This window comes from Flavobacteriales bacterium (assembly GCA_026129465.1).
Classification (GTDB): Bacteria; Bacteroidota; Bacteroidia; order Flavobacteriales_F; family PHOS-HE28; genus PHOS-HE28.
The window spans coordinates 208,882-231,255 of sequence record JAHCIA010000001.1 but is presented as its reverse complement, the minus strand read 5'-3'; the positions used below and the strand labels follow the sequence as shown (position 1 = coordinate 231,255).

General features: G+C 63.6%; 18 protein-coding genes. 14 read left to right on the top strand and 4 right to left on the bottom strand.

Annotated elements, in window-relative coordinates:
- Positions 1–100 precede the first annotated feature (100 nt).
- Positions 101–478, top strand: a complete 378-nt coding sequence (locus KIT10_00900; GenBank protein ID MCW5897798.1) for a Rid family detoxifying hydrolase — start codon at positions 101–103, stop codon at positions 476–478.
- A gap of 8 nt (positions 479–486) precedes the next feature.
- Here KIT10_00900 and KIT10_00895 read toward each other — a convergent pair whose 3' ends face one another.
- From KIT10_00895 to KIT10_00880, 4 genes are all read right to left on the bottom strand, one after another.
- A complete protein-coding gene (locus KIT10_00895) occupies positions 487–1,464 on the bottom strand; it encodes a putative sulfate exporter family transporter (GenBank protein MCW5897797.1) in 978 nt (325 codons plus the stop codon).
- Positions 1,465–1,551: 87 nt separating this feature from the next.
- Complete coding sequence (gene moeB, locus KIT10_00890) at positions 1,552–2,712, bottom strand: molybdopterin-synthase adenylyltransferase MoeB (GenBank protein ID MCW5897796.1); 1,161 nt, start codon at positions 2,710–2,712, stop codon at positions 1,552–1,554.
- A 10-nt stretch (positions 2,713–2,722) separates the two neighbouring features.
- Positions 2,723–3,181 carry a hypothetical protein gene (locus KIT10_00885; GenBank protein MCW5897795.1) on the bottom strand — a complete coding sequence of 153 codons (459 nt, stop codon included), beginning with the start codon at positions 3,179–3,181 and terminating at the stop codon, positions 2,723–2,725.
- Positions 3,182–3,271: 90 nt separating this feature from the next.
- Positions 3,272–3,763: a hypothetical protein gene (locus KIT10_00880; GenBank protein MCW5897794.1), complete on the bottom strand. Its 492-nt coding sequence runs from the start codon at positions 3,761–3,763 to the stop codon at positions 3,272–3,274.
- A gap of 147 nt (positions 3,764–3,910) precedes the next feature.
- Here KIT10_00880 and KIT10_00875 point away from each other — a divergent pair, with 147 nt between their 5' ends.
- The 13 genes from KIT10_00875 (at position 3,911) to KIT10_00815 (ending at position 22,361) form a co-directional block, all read left to right on the top strand.
- Entirely contained in the window at positions 3,911–4,285 is a 375-nt protein-coding gene (locus tag KIT10_00875; protein MCW5897793.1) for a DUF805 domain-containing protein, read from the top strand.
- A gap of 150 nt (positions 4,286–4,435) precedes the next feature.
- The gene (gene lpdA / locus KIT10_00870; protein ID MCW5897792.1) at positions 4,436–5,824 is read left to right on the top strand and encodes a dihydrolipoyl dehydrogenase; all 1,389 of its coding nucleotides are present in this window, start codon (positions 4,436–4,438) and stop codon (positions 5,822–5,824) included.
- 59 nt (positions 5,825–5,883) lie between these two features.
- Positions 5,884–7,761, top strand: coding sequence for an asparagine synthase (glutamine-hydrolyzing) (gene asnB, locus KIT10_00865; protein ID MCW5897791.1), 1,878 nt, complete (start codon positions 5,884–5,886; stop codon positions 7,759–7,761).
- A 41-nt stretch (positions 7,762–7,802) separates the two neighbouring features.
- Positions 7,803–9,032 (top strand): glycosyltransferase, encoded by a 1,230-nt coding sequence (locus KIT10_00860; GenBank protein ID MCW5897790.1) that lies wholly within the window; start codon positions 7,803–7,805, stop codon positions 9,030–9,032.
- 35 nt (positions 9,033–9,067) lie between these two features.
- Positions 9,068–9,844, top strand: coding sequence for a polysaccharide biosynthesis/export family protein (locus tag KIT10_00855; GenBank protein ID MCW5897789.1), 777 nt, complete (start codon positions 9,068–9,070; stop codon positions 9,842–9,844).
- A 12-nt stretch (positions 9,845–9,856) separates the two neighbouring features.
- On the top strand, positions 9,857–12,304 hold the full coding sequence (locus tag KIT10_00850; GenBank protein ID MCW5897788.1) for a polysaccharide biosynthesis tyrosine autokinase: 2,448 nt from the start codon (positions 9,857–9,859) through the stop codon (positions 12,302–12,304).
- A 2-nt stretch (positions 12,305–12,306) separates the two neighbouring features.
- Entirely contained in the window at positions 12,307–12,855 is a 549-nt protein-coding gene (gene rfbC, locus KIT10_00845; protein ID MCW5897787.1) for a dTDP-4-dehydrorhamnose 3,5-epimerase, read from the top strand.
- A gap of 16 nt (positions 12,856–12,871) precedes the next feature.
- Positions 12,872–13,975, top strand: a complete 1,104-nt coding sequence (locus tag KIT10_00840) for an undecaprenyl/decaprenyl-phosphate alpha-N-acetylglucosaminyl 1-phosphate transferase (GenBank protein MCW5897786.1) — start codon at positions 12,872–12,874, stop codon at positions 13,973–13,975.
- 17 nt (positions 13,976–13,992) lie between these two features.
- The gene (locus KIT10_00835) at positions 13,993–14,922 is read left to right on the top strand and encodes a lytic transglycosylase domain-containing protein (GenBank protein MCW5897785.1); all 930 of its coding nucleotides are present in this window, start codon (positions 13,993–13,995) and stop codon (positions 14,920–14,922) included.
- 53 nt (positions 14,923–14,975) lie between these two features.
- The gene (uvrA, locus tag KIT10_00830) at positions 14,976–17,795 is read left to right on the top strand and encodes an excinuclease ABC subunit UvrA (protein ID MCW5897784.1); all 2,820 of its coding nucleotides are present in this window, start codon (positions 14,976–14,978) and stop codon (positions 17,793–17,795) included.
- Between the two features lie 33 nt (positions 17,796–17,828).
- Complete coding sequence (locus KIT10_00825; GenBank protein ID MCW5897783.1) at positions 17,829–18,614, top strand: TIGR00730 family Rossman fold protein; 786 nt, start codon at positions 17,829–17,831, stop codon at positions 18,612–18,614.
- 167 nt (positions 18,615–18,781) lie between these two features.
- Positions 18,782–20,251 (top strand): hypothetical protein, encoded by a 1,470-nt coding sequence (locus KIT10_00820; protein MCW5897782.1) that lies wholly within the window; start codon positions 18,782–18,784, stop codon positions 20,249–20,251.
- Positions 20,252–20,267: 16 nt separating this feature from the next.
- The gene (locus tag KIT10_00815) at positions 20,268–22,361 is read left to right on the top strand and encodes a hypothetical protein (GenBank protein MCW5897781.1); all 2,094 of its coding nucleotides are present in this window, start codon (positions 20,268–20,270) and stop codon (positions 22,359–22,361) included.
- Positions 22,362–22,374 lie beyond the last annotated feature (13 nt).

Below are 22,374 nucleotides of genomic sequence, written 5' to 3'. Positions count from 1 at the left end.
TGGCGGATGGACATGTTGGAAGGTGGATGTACGGACCATCCACCAACTTTGACGAGCGTTGCCAGGATCGTGTCAACTTTCCGCCTTCAACGTCCCCCACATGAAAAAACCCATCCACCCGCCCCACGCCGCTCCTCCCCTGGCGCCTTACACGCCCGCCATCGAGGCCGGCGGCTTCGTATTCCTCAGCGGCCAGATCGCCTTGGACGGTGAAGGAAACCTGCACACGGGAGACATCGCCACCGAGACCCGGCAGGTGATGGCGAACATCGGCACATTGCTGCAGGCCGCCGGGCTGGACTACGAGCACCTGGTGAAGGTCACCATCTTCCTCAGCGACATGGCGCATTACGCCGCGGTGAACGAGGTGTACGGCGGCTACTTCGGCAAAGTGCCACCAGCGCGTGAGGCGGTCGCCGTGAAAGGACTGCCGCGTGGGGTGAACGTGGAGATCAGCGGCATCGCCGTGAGGGGCTGAGTACCGGTTCAGAGAAGCCACACCAGGCCCGCCACCAGACACAACTGGATGGCGAAAATGATGAGCCCGAAGCCCAGACCCTTTCTGCCGGACCGGTAGAGTTCCCCGAAGCTCACCTGCAAGCCGATGGCGGCCATGGCGATGGTGAGCGCCAACTGGCCGATGGTGCCCATGGTGCGTATCAGCTCCGGTGGCAGCGGCGTCAGGGATCCGATGATGGTGATGGCGACGAAGCCCCAGAGGTACCATGGCAGGCGGAAGTGCTGCTGCCAGCGCTCCACCCGGCCATGGTTCACCAACACATTGAAAAGGATGAGGGCCGGTGAGAGCAGGGCCACACGGGCCAGCTTGATGGTGACAGCGGCCTCGCCGACGGCATTGTCGATCGCATAGCCCGCGCCCACCACGTTGCCCACCGAGTGCAGCGTGCCGCCCAGCAGCAGGCCCATGCGCGCGGCATCGAGGTCCAGTTCCATCAGCAGCATCGGCAGCACGATCATGCCCAGGCTGCCGAAGAGATTGACCACGGCCATGGCGATGCCCACGTCCTCCTTGTTCTTCGTGACAACAGGCGCCAGCGCCGCAATGGCCGATGAGCCACAGATGGCCGTGCCGAAACCCACCAGCCAGCCGGTGGCTCCGGGGCAGCGCACCGCCGTGGCCAACCGCCAGGTGATGAGCACCATGGCGAAGACCACGAGGGCCACGATGCTGAAGGCCTTCACGCCCAGTGCGGCGATGTGCGTGTAGTTGATGCCGAACGCGAGGAAGAGGATGGAGACCTCCAGCAGGCGGCCGCTGGTGAAGGCCACACCGGGCCTGATGGCGACCGGTAAACGCACCAGATTGCCCACCAGCACACCCAGAAGCAGGGCCAGCAGGATACCATTGACCGGCACAAGCGACCAGGCCGACGCGAAATGGCCGGCTACGCCAATGACACCGGCCAGGAGGATCCCGAGCAGGTGTTGGCCGATGGAACTCATGGATGGGGTCTGGGGCGCAAAGTTGAACGAGGCGAGGACAAGAAGATGTGACCTGCGGCACCGGTCAAACCAAGGCGATGCGATCCATCATGGTGCTGGCGGTCCTGAGACCACCTCCTGTTCCCAGGCCAGCATGCCGCCCTTGAGGTTGAGCGATCCCTGGAGACCATGTGCCTCGCGCAGCCATTGAATGGCCATCGCGCTGCGCGCACCACTGCGGCAATAGAAGACCACCGGACGATCGCGGCGGATGCGCTCGTGCAGGTCGGGCATCAGGTCCAGCGGAATGTGGTCACCTCCGATGTGCATCATGGCTCGTTCGTGCCCTTCACGCACATCCACCAGTTGGAAGAGCTTCCCACGATCCATCCATGACTTCAGTTCCAACGGTCCGATCTCCATTCGAGTCTGCTCCTCCGCGGGATCCTTCGCACCACAGAAAGCCTCGTTGTCGACGAGTCGCGTTCGTGTGGGATGCTCACCGGTCAACGGGTTGGCGGGATCACGGGGCAACGCCATCGTGCGAGAAGTGAAGGTGCGGGCATCGAAGAGGTATACCCTTCCATGGAGCGTATCACCCACACCGGTGATCACTTTGATGACCTCCAGGGCTTGCATCGTACCCAGGATACCGGGCAGCACGCCGAGCACGCCGGCCTCGCTGCAATCGGCCGCCGCATCAGGTGCAGGCGATCGCGGATGAAGATCACGGTAGTTGGGGCCGCACCGGCCGTCCGATCCGGGCCGATTGAACACGCTGAGCTGCCCTTCGTACCGGTAGATGCCCGCGTGCACATCCACCTTGTCCAGCAGCACACAGGTGTCATTGACCAGATAGCGCGTGGGGAAATTGTCCGATCCATCGGCCACCACATCGTATCGCTGGATGAGATCGCGGGCATTCGCACTGGTCAGCCTGGTGTGATGGATGCTGAAGCGCACATGGGGATTCAGCTTCCTCAACCGGTCCACCGCTGCTTCGGCCTTGGGCCGGCCCACGTCATCCATGCCATAGAGCACCTGGCGGTGCAGGTTGGTGACATCCACCACATCATGGTCGATGATGCCGATGTGGCCCACGCCTGCGGCAGTGAGATAGAGCAGCGCCGGGCAGCCCAGGCCGCCCGCGCCCACCACCAGCACACTGGCATCCTTCAACTTCCGCTGTCCCTCGCTGCCGAAGTCGGGCAGGGCCAGGTGGCGGGCATAACGCCGCTGTTCATCCGGAATAAGTTCCGCCCCGGCCATGCCGCACAAGTTACTCCTGCGGCAGCCCGCTCTTGCGCACCAGCGATCCGTACCAGGCGGTGATGACCACCGCCGCGACCGGCCCGCCGATGCCCAGGAATTTCCAGGGCAACACCAGATGCGGGGCGAAAATGCCCATCAACTGCGCGAAGGCATAGATGTGGAACCCGTTGGGCCGGCCACGCCACATGCCCAACACGCCATAGAAGCGCAGGGCGGTCCGTGCGAAGAGGATCATCATCAGCATCACGCCATGCTGGTGCATCAGCAGCAGGACCTCCTCAACCTCGCCCCGTAGCGCGGGGTCTGCGAAGGTGGCCACCCGGTCCAGGAAAAGCGTCTCATATTCCTCGTAGGGTATGCCTCGCACTGCCGCCATGGACAGGATGCCCAGGCCATAGATCACCAGGAAAAGTCCCGTGTTCACGAAACTGGCGAGGCACAAGGTGCGCAGGGTTCCGGTGGGCATGGCGGGCATGGGGGCCGAAAGTAGTGGCCGTCCATGACGAAGCCCCGCGGCAAGGCCACGGGGCTTCGAAAAGGAAAGACGCCGGGCAGCTCAGCTCATGTGCTTGAGGTTGAGCGCGTAGAGGATGATGAAGACCAGGCTGATGAAGCCCCCGACGCCCACGGACATGACGGCCAGGAGACCACCGCCCAGGAAGACCATGGGCACAGCCAGGCCCGCCACGGAAGCCAGCACGTAGATCCAGAAGCCGGTCTTCTTCAAGTTCCACATCTGCCACACGCCGAAAATGCTGATGAGGGCGATGACCATGTTGGCGATGCCCATCGGGCGGGCGGCCTCGGCGGCCTTCACCGCCTGCTCGGCCATGCCTTGGGCGAAGCCCGCCATCGGGCTGTCACCGATCTCCTCCATGCCTTCCATGGCCTGGTCCATCTGCTGGCGCAGCGCCTCGGTGTCGGGGGCGGCGGTCAAACTCATCAGGCCGCTGATCACGGCCCAGGCACCGGCGATGAAGCTCAGGATGCAAAGCACGGTGAGCAAGGTGGGGCGTGTGCGTGGTACAGGGGTAGTGCTGTCGGTCATGTTGGTGGTGATTGGTTTCCGGCCAAGATAGACCGATGCCGCCCTGTCCTTTCCGGCATGTCCACCCGACTTTCCCACAGGCTTTCCATGATCGCCATGGCGGATACCGAAAGCCGATATCCTTATGCCCATCAAACCCTATCACACATGAACTGGTACCTCAAGGTGCTGAAGAACTACGTCGGCTTCAAAGGCCGTGCGCGCCGCAAGGAATATTGGATGTTCGTGCTCTTCCACATCATCTTCACCGTGGTGGCCATGGTGCTGGACAATGCGACCGGCATGGCCGACCCGACCACCGGCTACGGGCCGATCTACGCGCTTTACGCGCTGGCCTTGTTGCTGCCAAGTCTGGCCGTGGCCGCCCGCCGCCTGCATGATGTGGGCAAGAGCGGTTGGTTCCTCCTGATCGGTTTCATCCCCATTATTGGCGCCATCTGGCTCATCGTGCTGTTCGTTACGGACAGCAAGCCTGGCCTGAACAAGTATGGCCCCAACCCCAAGGAGGGGATCGGAGCCTGATCGGAGCCGCATCGCGGAAGCGAGAAGGGCCGCCCACCAGGCGGCCCTTTTTCTTGCCGGTCCGCGTGATGCGTGGCCGCGCCACGTCCGCGACCATCGCATCTACCTACCGTCCCTACCTTCGCCGCCCCAACCTCGCACCACCATCACATGAGCTACGACCTCATCGTTCTCGGCAGTGGCCCCGGCGGCTACGTGGCCGCCATCCGCGCCAGCCAGCTGGGCCTGAAGACCGCCATCGTGGAACGCGAGTCCCTCGGCGGCATCTGCCTCAACTGGGGATGCATTCCCACCAAGGCCCTGCTGAAAAGCGGCCAGGTCTTCCAGTACATCCAGCACGCCAAGGATTATGGCATCACCGTGGGTGAGCCCAAGGCCGACTTCGGCGGAATGGTGAAACGCAGCCGAGAGGTGGCCGACAGCAACAGCAAGGGCGTGGGCTTCCTGATGAAGAAGAACAAGATCGAGGTGATCATGGGTACCGGAAAGTTGCTGCCCGGGAAGAAGATCGAGGTCACCGACGACAAGGGGAAGAAGAACACCGTGGAGGGCAAGCACATCATCATCGCCACCGGCGCCCGCAGCCGCGAACTGCCCGCCCTGAAGCAGGATGGGAAGAAGATCATCGGCTACCGCGAGGCCATGGTACTGCCCGAGCAACCCAAAAGCATGGTGGTGGTGGGCAGCGGCGCCATCGGCAGCGAGTTCGCTTACTTCTACAATGCCATTGGCACCAAGGTCACCCTCATCGAATTCATGCCCACCATCGTGCCCGTGGAGGACGAGGAGGTGAGCAAGCAGCTGGAGCGCAGCTTCAAGAAGCAGGGCATCGAGGTGATGACCTCTTCGGAAGTGACCGCCGTGGATACAAAAGGCAAGTCCTGCAAGGTGACCGTGAAGACCCCCAAGGGCGAGCAGACCATCGAGTGCGACATCGTCTTGAGCGCAGTGGGCATCGCGGCCAACCTGGAAGGCATCGGCCTGGAAGAGGTGGGCATCGTCACCGACAAGGGCAAGATCAAGGTGGACGACTTTTACGCCACCAACATCCCGGGCTACTACGCCATCGGCGACTGCACCCCGGGCCAGGCCCTGGCGCACGTGGCCAGCGCCGAGGGCATCATCTGCGTGGAAAAGATAGCCGGGCATCACCCGGAAAAGCTGGACTACAACAACATCCCCGGCTGCACCTACTGCGTGCCCGAGGTGGCCAGCGTCGGTTTCACCGAGAAGCAATGCAAGGAGAAGGGCCTGGAGATCAAGGTGGGCAAGTTCCCGTACAGCGCCAGCGGCAAAGCCAAGGCGGCGGGCAACACCGACGGTTTCGTGAAGTTGATCTTCGACGCGAAGTACGGCGAACTGCTCGGCGCACACATGGTGGGCCTGAACGTGACGGAGATGATCGCCGAGTGCGTGAGCATCCGCAAGCTGGAGACCACCGGTCATGAGATCATCAAGACCGTGCACCCGCACCCCACCATGAGCGAGGCGATCATGGAGGCGGCCGCGGCGGCGTACGGCGAGGTGATCCATTTGTGATGACGATCCCTCTGTCGCACCGTGAAGGCGTCCGCCTTCACTAAAGCTTCGGCGGACACGTGTGCGGCATCGCCGGATCATATCAGCTGCAAGGCACCCCGCCAGCCGATGATCGCATTGCCGCTGCCCTGCGCTGCATCATGCACCGGGGTCCGGATGATGAGGGCGTGCACCGCGGCGGCCGCGCCGTACTGGGCCACCGCCGCCTGAGCATCATCGACACCAGCAGCGCCGGTCACCAGCCATTCACGGATGATGGCGGGCGTTACACCATCGTCTTCAACGGCGAGGTCTTCAACTTCCAGGAAATAAGGGCAGGGCTCGAAGCGAAGGGCCACACCTTCCGCAGCCACACGGACACCGAGGTGGTCCTGCGGCTCTTCGCTGTGAAGGGAGTGTCCTTCCTGCATGACCTGAACGGATTCTTCGCGCTGGCCATCCACGATGCACAGGACGACACCCTCTTCCTGGCACGCGACCGCTTCGGCATCAAACCGCTCTGGTGGTGTGAGCAGGATGGCCGCTTCCTCTTCGGCAGCGAACTCCGGGCCTTGCAGGCCTTGGGGGCGCAGGCCGAGGTGGACCGGCACAGCTTGCACCAGCTTTTCGACTATCACTATGTACCGGCGCCGTGGAGCATCCTGAAAGGCGTGCGCAAGCTGGAACCGGGCCATCTGCTGCGCGTGGAACGTGGCGGCGTGGAGCGGGCACGGTGGTACGATCCGGTGGAGGCCGCCCAGTACACACCGACCGCGGTCGATCCTGTTCACCAGCTGCGCGAACTGCTGGATGATGCGGTGCGCCTGCGCCTGATCAGCGATGTGCCCATCGGCACATTCCTCAGTGGCGGGTTGGACAGCAGCATCATCAGCGCCCTGGCAGCCCGGCACCACAAGGGACTGCACACCTTCAGCATCGGTTACACGGACGACCCCTACTTCGACGAGACGCGTTACGCCGAGGAAGTCGCCCGCCACATCGGCTCGGAGCATACCACCTTCAAGCTCACGCGCGACGACCTCGCGGCGACCTACATGAACCTGCTCGCCGCCATCGACGAGCCCTTCGCCGACAGTAGCGCCCTCCCCTCCTACATTCTCTGTCGCCAAACCCGCAAGCATGTTACCGTGGCCCTCAGCGGCGATGGTGCGGACGAGGTCTTCGGCGGCTACCGGAAGCACCAGGCTGAGCTGCGACTGGTCCGGCCCGGTCCGTTGGAGAAACTCGTGATGGCCCTGGGCCCCCTGTGGCGCGTGCTGCCACGGTCGCGTAACAACCCCATGGCCGACGCCTTCCGCAAGCTTGAGCGCTTCGCCAGTGCGAGCGATGGCCACAGGGAGAACCGCTGGCTCAACCTGGCCTCCTTCGATGCTGATGGAGATGCCAACGCGCTGGTGCCACAGGCTGCCCACCCGATCGAACTCAGTGAACGCGAGAACGCCATGACCCGAGACATGGTCCGCATGCCGGGCATGAACGGTTTCCTCCTGGCCGACGTGATGACCGTGCTGCCCAACGACATGCTCCACAAGGTGGACCTCACCAGCATGGCGCATGGCCTGGAAGTGCGCCCCCCCTTCCTGGACCGCCGCGTGGTGGAACTCGCCTTCAGCCTGCCGGCCGAAAGGAAGTTCGGGCGCGGGCGGGGAAAGGCCATCCTGCACGAAGCTTTCGGCGATCTGCTCCCATCCGCCGTCCTTGCACGCCGCAAACAAGGTTTTGAAGTTCCCCTGCGAGACCTGCTCCTGGGCCCCCTTGCGGGTCTGATGGATGGGCTGTTGCGTCGGGATCGTGTGGAGGCGGCAAGCCTTTCCTGGCCGGCGGTGCAGACCGTAAGACGCCGGCTCGCCAGCCGATCCCCCGGCCAGGCACAGGCAACCGCCCATGCCTTGATCGTCTACCTGACGTGGTGGGAGCGCCGCGTAACACAACGCTGAACGCCCTTCCGATCCACCGGCTACCTTAGTCTCCGCTCCGGATGCCTCGCGTTCTACGCATCATCAATCGCTTCAACCTCGGCGGGCCCACCCACAACGCGGCCTATCTCACCCGTTTTCTGCCGGATGAGTTCGAGACGCTGCTGGTCGGTGGCAGCCAGGAGGCCTCCGAGGAAGGCAGCCACCACATTCTGGATTCCCTGGGCGTGAAGCCCATGATCCTGCCCGAAATGCAGCGCGAGGTGGCGCCCTGGCAGGACCGCGGCGCCTACCGCCGGATCAAGAAGCTGATCAAGGACTTCAGGCCGGACATCGTGCACACCCATGCCGCCAAAGCCGGTGCCGTGGGGCGCTTGGCGGCCTCGGAGCTGGGCGTAAAGGCCATCGTGCACACCTTCCACGGCCATGTGTTCCACAGCTATTTCGGGCCCATGCGCACGGCCCTTTACAAGCAGGTGGAGCGTTTCCTGGCGCGTCGCTCCTCACGGATCGTGGCCATCAGCGACCGGCAGAAGGAGGAACTGGTGCAGGACCACCGCATCTGCCCGCCGGAGAAAGTGTCGGTGATCCCCCTGGGCTTCGACCTCAGCCGCTTCCAAGAGGAACAGTTGAAGAAACGTGCACAATTCCGCCGGGTCTATGGGCTGGCCGATGATGATGTGGCCGTGGGCATCGTGGGCCGCCTGGTGCCCGTGAAGAACCATGACCTCTTCCTGGAGGCCATCGCGGCGGTGGGCCGCACCACCGGGCGCCGGCTGCGGGCCTTCATCGTGGGCGATGGCCAGGAACGTGAACGGCTCCATGCCCGGGCCAGCGCGCTGGGGCTGAGCCATGTGAGCGGACCAGTATTCAATGGCCACGGCTTCGGCCATGGCGCGGTGGACGGGCGCTCCCTCACCGCACCGGCCGCCGTCACCTTCACCAGTTGGATCAAGGAGGTGGACATCGTGAACGCCGGCCTGGACATCGTGATGCTGACCTCCCTGAATGAGGGCACGCCAGTGAGCCTGATCGAGGCGCAGGCCGCCAACCGCCCGGTCCTCAGCACCCGTGTGGGCGGTATCGAGAACGTGGTGCTGCCCGGCCGCACCGCCATGCTGGTGGAAAGCGGGGACCTCGACGGCATGGTTCGCCGGCTGCACGAATTGGTGGAAGACCCCGGTCTGCGACGCCGTTTGGGAGAAGGGGGTTGGGAGCATGTGCGGGAGCGCTACCACTACACCCGGTTGGTGCGCGATACGGCCGCGCTCTACGACAGTTTGCTGAACTGAACCCGACGGGCACCGTTGGTTACATTTGCCCGCGCATGAACCTCGCCCCTGTTGAACGTTGGGGACCCGCGCTGGCGCTGGTCCTCTTCATGTCCGGATGTACCATCAACCGGGACATCATGTTCAAGACCCCCCGCGACCACGAGTTCGACACCTTCGTGGACAGCACGGCCAGGCAGATCAAGATCCAGCCCAATGATGTGATCCAGTTCCGGCTCTTCGCCAACGACGGCTTCAAGCTGATCGACCTGGTGACGGAGGGCGCCGGGCGCGAGGTGATGTGGATGAACCGCATGGTGGCCACTTATCTGGTGGAGCACGACGGGATGGCCAAGCTGCCCCTGCTCAACCGGGTGCCGGTGGCGGGCATGACCATGCGCGAGGCCGAATTGGACCTGGAGGCCCGCTACGAGCGCTACTACAACCGGCCCTTCGTGCAGATGCAGATCGTGAACCGCCGTGTGGTGGTCTTCCCCGGCGGCGGTGGAGATGCCCGCATCGTGCCTCTGGAGAACAACGCCACCACACTCCTGGAGGTGCTCGCCATGGCGGGCGGGGTGAGTGCCCGGGGAGATGCCCGCCGGGTGAAGCTGTTCCGCCTGGACAACGATGGCAAGCGCAAGGTGTACCAGTTCGACATGTCGGACATCGACGGTGTGCGCTATGCCGACATCGTGATGCAGGGCGACGACGTGCTCTATGTGCAACCCAATCCTGAACTGGCCCGCGGTGCGCTGCGTGACCTGACGCCCATCGTGACCCTTTTGACCACCGTGTTGCTCGCGATCAGCGTGTTCAGGCAGTTCAACTAGGCTGACCACCCCATGCTCAGCGAGGACATCAGCCAGCGCAACCTCAACTTCGAGAGCTACAAGGAGCGCATCACGAACTTCAGCAATGAGTTCGAGCTGGGGCTCTTCATCCACATCCTGCGGCGCAGCATGGTGTGGATCGCGCTGTGCATCCTGATGGCCATGGCCGCGGCCTTCCTCTATCTGCGTTACACGGCCCCCATCTACGAGTCGCGCGCCGTACTGCAGCTGCGCGAAAGCAACACCGCCAAGCAGGTGCTGAGCATGAGCACCTTCGGCGAGGACAAGAACCTGCAGGCCGATGTGGAGCTCATGCGCTCACGCTTTTTCCTGGGCAGGGCCTTGAAGCGGCTGCCCCTGCAGGTGAGCTATTACAACCGCGGGCAGATCCTCACCGAGGAATTCTACACCCGTTCCTTCTTCATCGCCCATGGCATCGAAGTGCTCGACAACGCGGTGATGGACCTTCCCATCTTCGTGGACCTGGCGCGGCCTGAGCGCGTGGGCGTGTCCTACACCATCGCCGGCAACACGTTCGAGGCCGAAGCACCGCTGTACGAGACGTTGCGCACCCCCCACTTCACCTGCCGTTTCTCCGTCACCGATCGCGCCATGGCCCTGGAGAGCGACGCCCGGCTGGCGCTCTACATGAAGATCAACTCGCAAGGCAGCCTGCTGAACCGCTATTCGCAGCGCTACCAGGTGCGCATCGCCGACCAGAACGCCAAGACCGTGGAGATCCTCTGCCGCGATGAGAACGTATTCCTGGTGCGCGACCTGACCCAGGCCCTGGCCGAGACCTTCATCGAGTACGACGTGGAACGCCAAAGCGCCAGTGCCGAGAACATCATCCGGTTCATCGGCTCACAGAAGGACACCGTGTTCAACGAATTGCGCGGATCCGAAGGGCGCATGCAGGCCTTCAAAATGGACAACCGAGTGGCCGACCTGCAGCAACTCACACCCATCTTCCTCGAACGCTCGCGTGAGTTCGAGGACGAGATCGTGCGGCTCACCATCGACATCGAATTGCTGAAGGAGATCGGCCGCGCCACGGACAGGCCCCTGAGCGAGATCAGCGCGTACGATCTGGTGCCGCTCCTGCTTGGAACACAGTTCGAACAGACCCTTGGCGACCAGTTGCGGCATCTGCGCGAACTGCTCCACGATTGGGAACAGATGCGATTCGAGGCCACCCCGGAGCACTTCTCGATGCTCAACCTGGAAGCCCAGATCGGATCGCAGAAGAACCTGTTGCTGGAAAGCGTGCGGACCCTGCGGGAGAGGGCCGAATCGCGTCGTGCGGACCTGGAGGACCACTTGCGAAACTTCGAATCGCAATTCCTTTCACTCCCGGAAAAAGAACTCGAGTACGCGCGTATCCAGCGCGTCTTCAGCATCAACGAGAAGTACTACACCCAGCTGCTGGAACGCGAGATCCAGTACCGCATCAGCAAAGCCGGTTTCGTGGCGGAGAACCGGATCCTGGAGGAGGCCGGCCTGCCCTCCAGCCCCATCAGCCCCAAACGGAACCTCGTCGTCATCTCCTACCTGGTGGCCGGACTGGTGGTGAGCCTGCTCATCGTGGTGGTGCGCTACATCCTGCACGACAACATCACCTCGCTGCACGACATCGCCAAGCTCTCCAACGCCAGCATCGGCATTCTGGGCATGGTGCCCAAATACAAGAAGGAGATCCCCATCAGCCAGCTGCTCATCGACAAGAACCCCAAGAGCCTCATCGCCGAGAGCTTCCGGAGCATTCGCACGAACCTGCAGTTCGTGGACAATTCGCCCGGTCCGAAGATCGTCGCCATCACCAGCACGATCTCCGGCGAGGGCAAGACCTTCGTGGCCATGAACCTGGCCGGCATCATCTCTTACGGCGGCAAGCGCACCATAATCCTGGACCTGGACATGCGTAAACCGAAGATCCACCTGGGCTTCGGCGTGGAGAATGTGCGGGGCATGAGCACCCTGCTTATCGGCCGCGACCAGGTGGAGGATTGCGTGATGAAAAGCAGCCTGGACGGACTCGACTTCATCACCGCCGGCCCCATCCCCCCCAATCCCTCGGAATTGATCAACAGCGAGCGCATGAACACGCTGCTGGAGGAACTGCGCCTGGTGTACGACGTGATCCTGATCGACAATCCGCCGGTGGGGCTCGTCACCGACGGCATACCCATGATACAGCGCGCCGACTACCCCATCTACATCTTCCGCGCCGACTACAGCAAGAAGCAGTTCGTGCAGAACGTGGACCGGCTCATCAACGAGAACAACATCTCGCGGCTGAGCACCGTGCTCAACGGGGTCGACATCGACCGCAACAAGTACGGCTACAACTACGGCTACGGCTATGGCTACGGCTATGGTCAGGGCTATGGGGGCGGCTACTACGAGGACAAGTCGGACAGCAAGCCGCGCGGGTTCCTCAAATGGCTCATGGGGCGTTGACCATGCAGGTGGAGCACACCGGAATAGCAGGCGTGCTGCTGCTGCGGCCCAAGGTGTTCGCGGATGCCCGCGGGCATTTCCTGGAGACCTTCAATGCGCGGAGCTTCGCCGAAGCCACCGGTCATGCGCCGGCATTCGTGCAGGACAACGAGAGCCGATCGGCCGCCGGCACCCTGCGCGGTCTGCATTTCCAAGTGGAGCCCCACGCCCAGGGCAAACTGGTGCGCGTGGCGCGCGGTGCCGTGCTGGACGTGGTGGTGGACATACGGCCGGACAGCCCCACGGTGGGCCGGCACGTGAAGGTGCGGCTGGACGACCGCGACAAACACATGCTGTGGGTGCCGCCCGGCATGGCCCATGGCTTCCTGGCCCTGGAGGACGACACGCTCTTCCTCTACAAGTGCACCGCCTTCTACCATCCCCCCGCCGAACGAACCATCCGCTGGAACGATCCCGATCTCGCGATCGATTGGGGCGTGTCGGCCCCTTTGGTGAGCTCCAAGGACGCCGAGGGCATGTCCTTCGCGGACCACCTACGATCCACCACATGACCAAGGCCTGCGTGTGATGTACACCAACACCCAGCTCTTCCTCATCTATTCGGGCCTGTTCTTCGCCGCGCTGGTCTTCAGCCTGCTGGTGGATTCGCTCTTCATGCGGTTCGCCCGCACCCTTGGCATCCGCGACCGCGCGCCCATCGCACTGCGTTGGAGCGCCTCCTCCAAACCGGCCTTTGGCGGCATCGGCTTCTACATCCTGTTTCTTGCCTGTTTCTCCCTGCATGGGGTGCTCTTCCCCGGCCAGGGGCGTGAAGCGCTGCGGCCCGAACTGCTCGGCCTGCTCGCCGCCACTTCGCTCGGTTTCCTCATGGGCCTGGCCGACGACGCCTACGACACGCGGCCGCTGCTGAAGCTCGCCGTACAGATCGCCTGCGGTGCCATCCTGGTGGCCACCGGCAGCGTGGTGGACCTCTTTGAACAGCGTTGGGCCAATGTGGCGTTGACGATGTTCTGGGTGGTGGGCCTGATGAATGCGGTGAACATGCTGGACAACATGGATGGCATCACCACCGTGGTCTCCATCGGCATACTCGTCGCCACCGTCATGGCCATGCTTGTGATCGGCCCCATGGACCCGGTGTACATGGTGCTGGTGGTGGGCACCACGGCGGCCTTGTGCGGCTTCCTCTTCTTCAACTGGCACCCTTCGCGCATGTACATGGGCGATACCGGCAGCCAGTTCCTTGGCGTCTTCCTCGCCTTCGCCGGCATCCGCTTCTTCTGGAACGCCCCATCGCCATTGAACATGTGGGAGCCCGAACGCCAGGTATTCGCCGCGGTGATCGTCTTCCTGCTGCCGATCGTGGACACCACCATCGTCTCCATCAACCGCATCGCCCGGGGCAGCTCGCCATTCGTGGGCGGCCGCGACCACACCACGCACCACCTGAGCTACGCCGGTTTCAGCGATGGGCAGGTGGCGCTCACCTTCATGGGCCTGAGCCTGGTGAACGGCTTCCTTACCTTTGTCATGTTCCGTTTCATCGAGGAGTGGCGGAACGTGCACACGCTCATCTTCACCGTCTACGCGCTCATCATCTTCGTCGCGCTGTTCATCCTCACCAGACGCACCAGGCCACAGGCACCATGGCAGCAAACCCAGGAACCTTGAGGATCGCGGCCCGCACCATGCTTTGGGCGGTGCTGCTCGTGGCCGGAGGCCTGCTGATGCACCTGCTCACATGGAGCACGGTGGCCATGGACAACGACGTGGACCACCTGCGGCGCTTCAACGACTCCTACAAGGTCTTCAGCCTCACTCTACCGAACGAGCTTGCCTTCTGCGGCGAGCCAGTGCCACTGGGGCGCATCGATGTGCGCGAACGACTGGACCGCGAACTGCTGGTGAACACCTACTGGCAGAGCAACACGCTGCTGGTGCACAAACGCGCCGCACGCTGGCTGCCGCTGATCGAAGAGGTGCTTCGCCGCGAGGACGTGCCCGATGACCTCAAATACATCCCCCTGATCGAGAGCGGGCTCATGAACGTGGTCTCCCCGGCGGGCGCCACCGGCTACTGGCAGTTCATGAAGGAGACCGCCACGGCCCACGGACTGGAGGTGAACGGGGAAGTGGACGAGCGCTACCACGTGGAGAAAAGCACCGCCGCCGCCTGCCGCTACCTGAAGAACGCCCGCGAACAATTCGGCAGTTGGGCCATGGCGGCCGCAGCCTACAACCTGGGCCCGGGCGGTGTGAACAAGCAGGTGGGCCGCCAGGGGCAGGAGGATTACTACGACCTGCTACTGCCCGAAGAGACCAGCCGATACGTCTTCCGCATCCTGGCCATCAAGGAGATCATGCGCGACCCCGAGCGCTATGGCTTCCATATCCGCCAGAAAGACCTGTATCCGCCCTATGTGACCCGCAGCGTGGAAGTGAATGGGGCCGTCCCGGATCTGGCCGCTTTCGCCCGCCAGCACGGCACCGACTACAAGACCTTGAAGCTGCTGAACCCGTGGTTGCGCGACACCAAGCTCACCAACAGCTCCGGCCGCAGCTACCGGATTTTGTTGCCGGGCGAGGGCTTCCATCAGGCCGGCTTCGCGCAGGATTAGACCCCTCGAAGGAATTGCGCACCGCAACGGACTCCGAGCAGGGCATCACGCACATGGCCGACGACGGCCCGCCTTTCATCGAGGTGTATGGTGCGCGGGTGCACAACCTGAAGAACATCGACGTTCGCATCCCGCGTGGCCAGCTCGTGGTGATCACCGGCCTGAGTGGCAGCGGCAAGAGCAGCCTGGCCTTCGACACCATCCACGCCGAGGGCCAGCGCCGCTACATCGAGACCTTCAACGCCTACGCGCGCCAATTCCTCGGTGGCATAGAGCGGCCCGATGTGGACCTGATCGACGGCCTCAGTCCGGTGATCGCCATCGAGCAGAAGACCATCAGCCGCAACCCGCGCAGCACCGTGGGCACCATCACCGAGGTGTACGACCTGCTTCGCCTGCTCTTCGCCCGCACCGCCGACGCCTTCAGCCATGTGACCGGCGAGCCCATGGTGCGTTACTCCGATGCGAGGATCATGGAACTCATCGCCCAGCAGTACGCGGGGCAGGAAGCCATGGTGCTGGCGCCCTTGGTGCGCGGCCGCAAAGGCCACTACCGCGAACTGTTCGAGCAGCTCCTGCGCCAGGGTTTCCTGCGCGCCCGCGTGGATGGCGAAGTGATCGACCTCACGGGCCGCCCACGCCTGGACCGGTACAAGGTGCATGACATCGAACTGGTGGTGGACCGCATCAAGGTGACCGCCGCCAATGGCAAACGCCTGGCGGACACCATCGCCACCGCCATGAAACAGGGTCGTGGCAACCTGATGGTGATGCCCGCCAAGGGTGGCGAACCGCGCTTCCTGAGCCGCCACCTGATGTGCCCCACGAGCGGCATCGCCTACGAAGAGCCCGAACCGAACCTCTTCAGCTTCAACAGTCCCTACGGCGCCTGCCCGCGCTGCAGCGGCCTGGGCCAGGTGACCGAGGTGGCCTTGGAGAAGATCGTTCCCGACCGTCGCAAAAGCGTGCGCAAGGGCGCGATATTGCCTTTGGGCAGCTACAAGGGTTCCTGGGTCTTCAAGCAGGTGGAAGCCGTGTTGGAGATGTACGGCCACGACCTGGACACACCCGTGGAGGACATGGACGACGCCGTGCTCGCCGCCCTGCTCAACGGCATGGACGAACCACTGCGCGTGAAGAGCGGCGCCGGATTGCGCGACCGGACCATCCAGTTCGAGGGCATCATACCGCACATCCTGGAACAGGCCCGCGAAGGCCCATACAGCGCCCGCAAATGGGCGGCGGGATTCACCCATATGATCGGTTGCCCGGAATGCCACGGCAGCCGGTTGAAGAAGACCGCCCTGCATTTCCGTCTTGGCGGTAAGAACATCCACGAACTGGCCACTTTGCCGATCGATGGACTACAGGCCTTCATGCTGACCCTGGAAGCGCAACTCGATGAGAAACGCGCGCGCATCGCCCACGAGGTGATCAAGGAGATCACCGTGCGGTGTCGTTTCCTCCTGGATGTCGGGTTGGAGTATCTGACACTCGATCGCAGCGCACGTTCCCTCAGCGGGGGCGAGGCTCAGCGCATCCGTTTGGCCACACAGATCGGCAGCCAACTCACCGGCGTGCTCTACATCCTGGATGAACCGAGCATAGGTCTGCACCAGCGCGACGACCAGCGGCTCATCGCCAGCCTGCGCGAACTGCGCGACGCGGGCAACAGCGTGCTGGTGGTGGAGCACGACAAGGAGATGATGCGCAGCGCGGACCACTTGATCGATATCGGGCCCGGTGCCGGGGAACACGGTGGCCGCATCGTGGCACAGGGCACACCCGCCGATCTCATGGCCGGCGACAGCACCACGGCCCGGTACCTGCGGGGCGAATTTCGGATCCCCGTGCCGGCACAACGACGGCCCGGCAATGGCAAGCGATTGGTCCTGCGCGGCGCCACGGGAAACAACCTGCGGAACGTGGATGTGGAATTGCCGCTGGGCAAGTTCATCTGCGTCACCGGTGTCAGCGGCAGCGGCAAGAGCACGCTCATCGGCGACACACTCTACCCCATCCTCAACCGGCACTTCCACCGGAGCGATGCGCAGCCCCTGCCCTATCGGAAGATCGAGGGCCTCGAACACCTTGACAAGGTCATCGAGGTGGACCAGAGTCCCATCGGTCGAACCCCGCGCAGCAATCCGGCCACCTACACCGGGTTGTTCGACCACATCCGCGAACTCTACGCCCAATTGCCCAGCGCCAAGATCCGCGGGTACAAGGCCGGGCGATTCAGCTTCAACACGGCCGGAGGCCGTTGCGAAACCTGCAAAGGCGCCGGGCTGCGCACCATCGAGATGAATTTCCTGCCCGATGTGGACGTGCCTTGCGAGACCTGCCGTGGCCGCCGCTTCGACCGCGAGACCCTGGAGGTGCGCTTCAAGGGCCGCAGTATCGCCGATGTGCTGGCCATGCCCGTAGAGGAGGCCGCCACGATCTTCAGCGACATTCCGCGCATACACGACAAATTGCGCACCCTGCTTGATGTGGGCCTCGGCTATGTGACCCTTGGCCAGAGCAGCACCACCCTCAGCGGCGGTGAAGCCCAGCGCATCAAACTCGCCACCGAACTCAGCAAGCGCGACACCGGCAACACCTTCTACATCCTGGACGAACCCACCACCGGTCTCCACTTCGACGACGTGAAACAACTGATCCACGTGCTGGACCGCCTGGTGGACCACGGCAACACCGTGTTGGTGATCGAACACAACATGGACATCATCAAAGTGGCCGACCACCTCATCGACATGGGCCCGGAAGGCGGCGGGGGCGGCGGCACCGTGGTGGCGCGTGGCACACCCGAGGAGGTGGTGATGATGGGCCGAGGACACACCAGCCGTTATCTGAAGGAAGAACTGGCCTGAACGGTCCGATCCATCCTGGCGAAAAGCTCCCGCATGAAACCCGAACACAAGAAGTCCACCAAGGGCAAGCGCACCCCACGCGCGGCGAGACCGTCGGTCACCGGCTCAGCGGACGATGGCGAGCACCGCATCATCAAAGCCTTCAAGCGGAAGAGTTGGAATGAAGTGAAGGCCAACGACAGCTGGGCCATCTTCAAGATCATGAGCGAATTCGTCGAGGGCTTCGAGGCCATGCAGCGCATCCGGCCCTGCGTGAGCATCTTCGGCAGCGCGCGTACCGGCCCGGACCAGCCCGCCTATCAACTGGCCGAAGAGATCGCCTTCCAACTCACCGGGCGCGGATACGGCGTCATCACCGGCGGCGGGCCCGGCATCATGGAAGCGGCCAACAAAGGCGCACAGCGCGGCGGCGGCACCAGCGTGGGCCTCAACATCGAACTGCCCTTCGAGCAGGCGCCCAACCCTTACATCGACAAGGAGAAGAGCCTGCACTTCGATTACTTCTTCGTGCGCAAGGTCATGTTCGTGAAGTACAGCCAGGGCTTCATCGTGTTGCCCGGCGGTTTCGGCACACTGGATGAACTCTTCGAGGCGCTCACCCTGATCCAGACCAAGAAGATCGGCCGCTTCCCCATCATCCTGGTGGGCCGCTCCTATTGGCAGGGCATGCTGGAGTGGATCCAACGCACCATGGGCGACAAGCATGGCAACATCAATCCTGAGGACCTGGACCTCATCTCCGTGGTCGACAAGCCCGAGGATGCCGTGGCCGCCATCGATGCCTTCTACAGCAGGTACGTGCTGAAACCGAATTTCTGATCGGGACCGGCCCAGGGACCTGTGCGGCAAGTGGTCCGCGAAGCCCCCGTCCATCCACACGCCCCTGTTCGTATCGGCCGCGATCCCCGCGTGGATCGCGGGATAGGGCGCGGATACATTTGGCAGGGCGCGTGCTGGGCGCGTCCGTGTACCATTAAGATCGGCGCATGGCACATCAACTCATCGTCATTCTGAACCTGGTCGGCCTGATGCTCTTCGACCTGTTCCTCTCCGCCGACCTGAGCATCACGCAGAACGTTCCCGCCACCATGCAGCCCGGTTCCGAGGTGCGTGTGACCGTGACGGTGAACAAGGGCGGCCTCAGCGGTTTCGCCAAACTTCAACTGGACCTGCCACCGGGCCTGACGGCCACCGCCATCGAGACCAAGGGCGCATCCTTCACCTTCGCGGACCAGAAGGCCAAGTACATCTGGATGGCTCTCCCCTCCAGTCCCACCTTCAAGGTGAGCTACACCCTGAGCGCGGATGCCGCGGCACGCGGGCCACTGACCATCCAGGGCCGCCTCTCCTACATCGAGGACAACGAGCGCAAGACCTATGACCTGCCCGCGTCCACCGTGGACCTCGGTGACGGTGCCCCTGCGGCCGTGGCGCAGATCGAGCATGAAGAGCCCGAGCCGGACGCCATGGACCTGGTGAGCGCGGCGGGCGGGGCGCCCGTGACCGGGGCGGCGCCGGCCACGATGGCGAACGCGATCAACAGCATCGCGCCCATGCAGGGCCCCGGCAACGTCTCCGGCAGTCGCATGATCACACCCATCACCGAGACCGAGATGCTCGTGGAGGTGGTGGTGAAGAAGGGCGACATCCGGGGCTTCGGCAAATTGCAGGAGACCATCCCCGCCGGATTCACCGCCATGGAGAAGACCAGCGACGAGGCCATCTTCACCGCGCAGGACCGCGTGGTGAAATTCGTTTGGCTGAACCTGCCGGCACGGCCGGAAATCAAGGTGGTGTACAAACTGCGCGCGAACAACCAGCCCGAGGGCGAGTACGCCATCGATGGCGACTTCGGCTATCTATTGAACGACGAGACCCAGCGTGCCACCCTCGGCACCACCAAGTTCCACACCGGTTCCAAAGCCTTCGAAATGATCGCGGCCGACCCCGGAAACATGGGGCAGTTGGACACCCAGGACCCCGCACTGGCCTTGCGCGAGAAGCAGACCGCCGCGGAGGAGTCCGCGCGCAAGGCTGCGGAAGAGGCGGCCCACAAAGCACAGGAGGAGGCGAGACAGCGCGAGGCACAAGCGGCCAGACCCAAGCCACAAGCGCCGGCGGAGAAGGCCACCGTCCCTCCTGCCGGCCGTATCCCCGCGCCGGAGAAAGGCGTGGTCTACAAGGTGCAGATCACCGCGGCGCACCGCGAAGTGGGCAAGGCCTACTTCAAGGCGCGCCACCGCTACGCCGGCGACTTCCAACTCGAGCGTCACGAGGGTTGGGTCAAATACGTCACCGGCCGGTTCACCGACTACAAGCAGGCCCGCGACCAGCGCGTGGATTTCGTGCGCGCGGGACATGACTTCCCCGGCCCCTTCGTCACCGCCTACCAGGACGGCGAGCGCATCACCGTGCAGCAGGCGCTGATGATCAGCAACCAGAATTGGGTGCAGTAATGGCCTGAACCAAGGCATGCGACAGCCCCGAGCCTTCCCAGCACATGCGACCGGCAGGTCACGGCTGCGGCTCTTCGCCTGGCTCACCTTCCTGTTGATCTTCGCCCGATCGGTGCTCGGGCAGGCGGACACCACCGCCCTCGATGCACCACCACCACCGCAGCTCAAGCCCACCTTCGGGCTGGGCGTGGGCATGCTCGCCTTTTACGGGGATGTGGGCCGCGACCACGCCGCCTACAATCCCCTCGTGTCGCGCGTGGGCTATGAATTGCGCGCCACCGTGCCCATCAACAAATGGCTCGAAGGCGGCCTCTATGCCTTGCACGGCAGGATGGGCGTGAACGAGCGCGGCCTCGATCGCAACCTGAATTTCGAGTCGCGCATCACCGTGGGCGGCTTCCAGTTCCGCTACAACTTCCACCAGATCCTCAACCCGCGCCGTGTGGTGGAACCCTACGTGAACTTCGGATTCGAGTCCGTGGAGTTCCTCACCAAGACCGATCTGCGCGACGCTCAGGGCCGCTGGTACAACTACTGGAGCGACGGCAGCATACGCGACCTGCCGGAGGACGCGCCCAATGCCCACGAAGCAGCCATCATCCAGCGTGACTACAGCTACGAGACCGATGTGCGCGAACTCAACGCCGATGGCTTCGGCAAGTATCCGGAGCGCACCTGGGCCATTCCCGTGGGCATCGGAGCCCGCATGGACCTCGGCGGTGGATTCGACTTCCGGCTGGGCACCACCATGCACTTCACGCGTACCGACCTGATCGATGGCATCACGTCCGAAAGCCTCGGCAACAGGCAGGGTGACGGCCGCAACGACCGCTTCCTCTTCTCCTCCTTCTCCATCGGCTATGCCGTGCCGCTGGAACGCAAGCCGAAGAAGATGAAGATGACGCCGCTGGAGGCCGAGGAGCTGGACCTGATCGTACTGAACGACGACGAGGACGGCGACGGTGTTCCCGACATCCGCGACCGCTGCCCCGGAACCCCACCGGGCGTAGCTGTGGACCAGCATGGCTGCCCCCTGGATCGCGACCGCGATGGTGTTCCGGACCATGAGGACGACGAGCCCGATTCCGCCCCGGGGGCCGTGGTGGACGCGCGCGGCGTGACGATCGGCGACGAGGCCCACCTGAAGGCCTGGCTCAACTGGAAGGATTCGGCCAACGTGAACATCGTCGCCTCGCGCGTGGAGTCCTTCGGCCCCATGCCGCCCAAACCTGCCGCGGCCAGGCGCCAATACGTGGTGAAGGTGGGCACGCACAGCGAGGGTATCAGCGAGGACATGATCCAGCGCATCCTGAGCATCCCCGATGTGCGCACCATAGAGAGTGGCGACACCACCTACTACGTGGTGGGCAACTACGAATCCATCCCCGAGGCGCTGCGCCGCGAGATGGAGATGCGCGGCATGGGCATGGAGAGTCTGGTGATGGCCGAAGAGGGCGGCAAACTCATCGATGTGAGCAAGGAGACCGAGGCCGACCGCATCCGCATGCGTGGCATGGGCGCCGGCGACGAAAGCCGCGACGTGATCGTGCGCGTACAGCTCGGTGCATTCCGCAACAAGCTCTCACGCAACATCTTCGAGGACATCAATGACCTGGTGGTGATCAAGGGTGAGGACGGCCTCACGCGCTACTACACCGGCACCTTTGATGATGTGAACAAGGCCGCGGCGCACAAGGTCCGGATGCTCACCAAGGGCTTTGAAGGCGCCTTCCTGGTGGCTTTCCGGGAAGGAAAACGCATCACCATGAAGGAGGCCGGCGCCGTGCTGAGCGGCCCCGAGGACCTCCGCACCTTGCCCAGCGGCGCGGTGAACCGAAGTATGCTGCGCTACAAGGTGCAGGTGGCCACTTTCGTGGGCAACGTGCCGATGGAGACCATGGGCACGCTGATCGAGATGGGCGACATCACCCCCATCACCAGCGCCGACGCCGTGCGCTACTTCTACGGCACCTTCAAGGACCGCGCGAGCGCCGAAGAGGCCCGCCGCGCCATCCGCGCCAAGGGCTTCGAGGACGCCTTCGTGGTGGGCGAGCTCAATGGCCGGATCATCTCCGCCGAGGACGCCGACCGCCTCATGGGCGAGCCCTGATCATTTCATCGCC

Bases quoted from the DNA above. Each gene is read 5' to 3' on its own strand.
- KIT10_00900 (MCW5897798.1), top strand. From the start codon at position 101: ATGAAAAAACCCATCCACCCGCCCCACGCCGCTCCTCCCCTGGCGCCT.
- KIT10_00895 (MCW5897797.1), bottom strand. From the start codon at position 1,464: ATGAGTTCCATCGGCCAACACCTGCTCGGGATCCTCCTGGCCGGTGTC.
- moeB (MCW5897796.1), bottom strand. From the start codon at position 2,712: ATGGCCGGGGCGGAACTTATTCCGGATGAACAGCGGCGTTATGCCCGC.
- KIT10_00885 (MCW5897795.1), bottom strand. From the start codon at position 3,181: ATGCCCACCGGAACCCTGCGCACCTTGTGCCTCGCCAGTTTCGTGAAC.
- KIT10_00880 (MCW5897794.1), bottom strand. From the start codon at position 3,763: ATGACCGACAGCACTACCCCTGTACCACGCACACGCCCCACCTTGCTC.
- KIT10_00875 (MCW5897793.1), top strand. From the start codon at position 3,911: ATGAACTGGTACCTCAAGGTGCTGAAGAACTACGTCGGCTTCAAAGGC.
- lpdA (MCW5897792.1), top strand. From the start codon at position 4,436: ATGAGCTACGACCTCATCGTTCTCGGCAGTGGCCCCGGCGGCTACGTG.
- KIT10_00860 (MCW5897790.1), top strand. From the start codon at position 7,803: ATGCCTCGCGTTCTACGCATCATCAATCGCTTCAACCTCGGCGGGCCC.
- KIT10_00855 (MCW5897789.1), top strand. From the start codon at position 9,068: ATGAACCTCGCCCCTGTTGAACGTTGGGGACCCGCGCTGGCGCTGGTC.
- KIT10_00850 (MCW5897788.1), top strand. From the start codon at position 9,857: ATGCTCAGCGAGGACATCAGCCAGCGCAACCTCAACTTCGAGAGCTAC.
- rfbC (MCW5897787.1), top strand. From the start codon at position 12,307: ATGCAGGTGGAGCACACCGGAATAGCAGGCGTGCTGCTGCTGCGGCCC.
- KIT10_00840 (MCW5897786.1), top strand. From the start codon at position 12,872: ATGTACACCAACACCCAGCTCTTCCTCATCTATTCGGGCCTGTTCTTC.
- KIT10_00835 (MCW5897785.1), top strand. From the start codon at position 13,993: ATGCTTTGGGCGGTGCTGCTCGTGGCCGGAGGCCTGCTGATGCACCTG.
- uvrA (MCW5897784.1), top strand. From the start codon at position 14,976: ATGGCCGACGACGGCCCGCCTTTCATCGAGGTGTATGGTGCGCGGGTG.
- KIT10_00825 (MCW5897783.1), top strand. From the start codon at position 17,829: ATGAAACCCGAACACAAGAAGTCCACCAAGGGCAAGCGCACCCCACGC.
- KIT10_00820 (MCW5897782.1), top strand. From the start codon at position 18,782: ATGGCACATCAACTCATCGTCATTCTGAACCTGGTCGGCCTGATGCTC.
- KIT10_00815 (MCW5897781.1), top strand. From the start codon at position 20,268: ATGCGACAGCCCCGAGCCTTCCCAGCACATGCGACCGGCAGGTCACGG.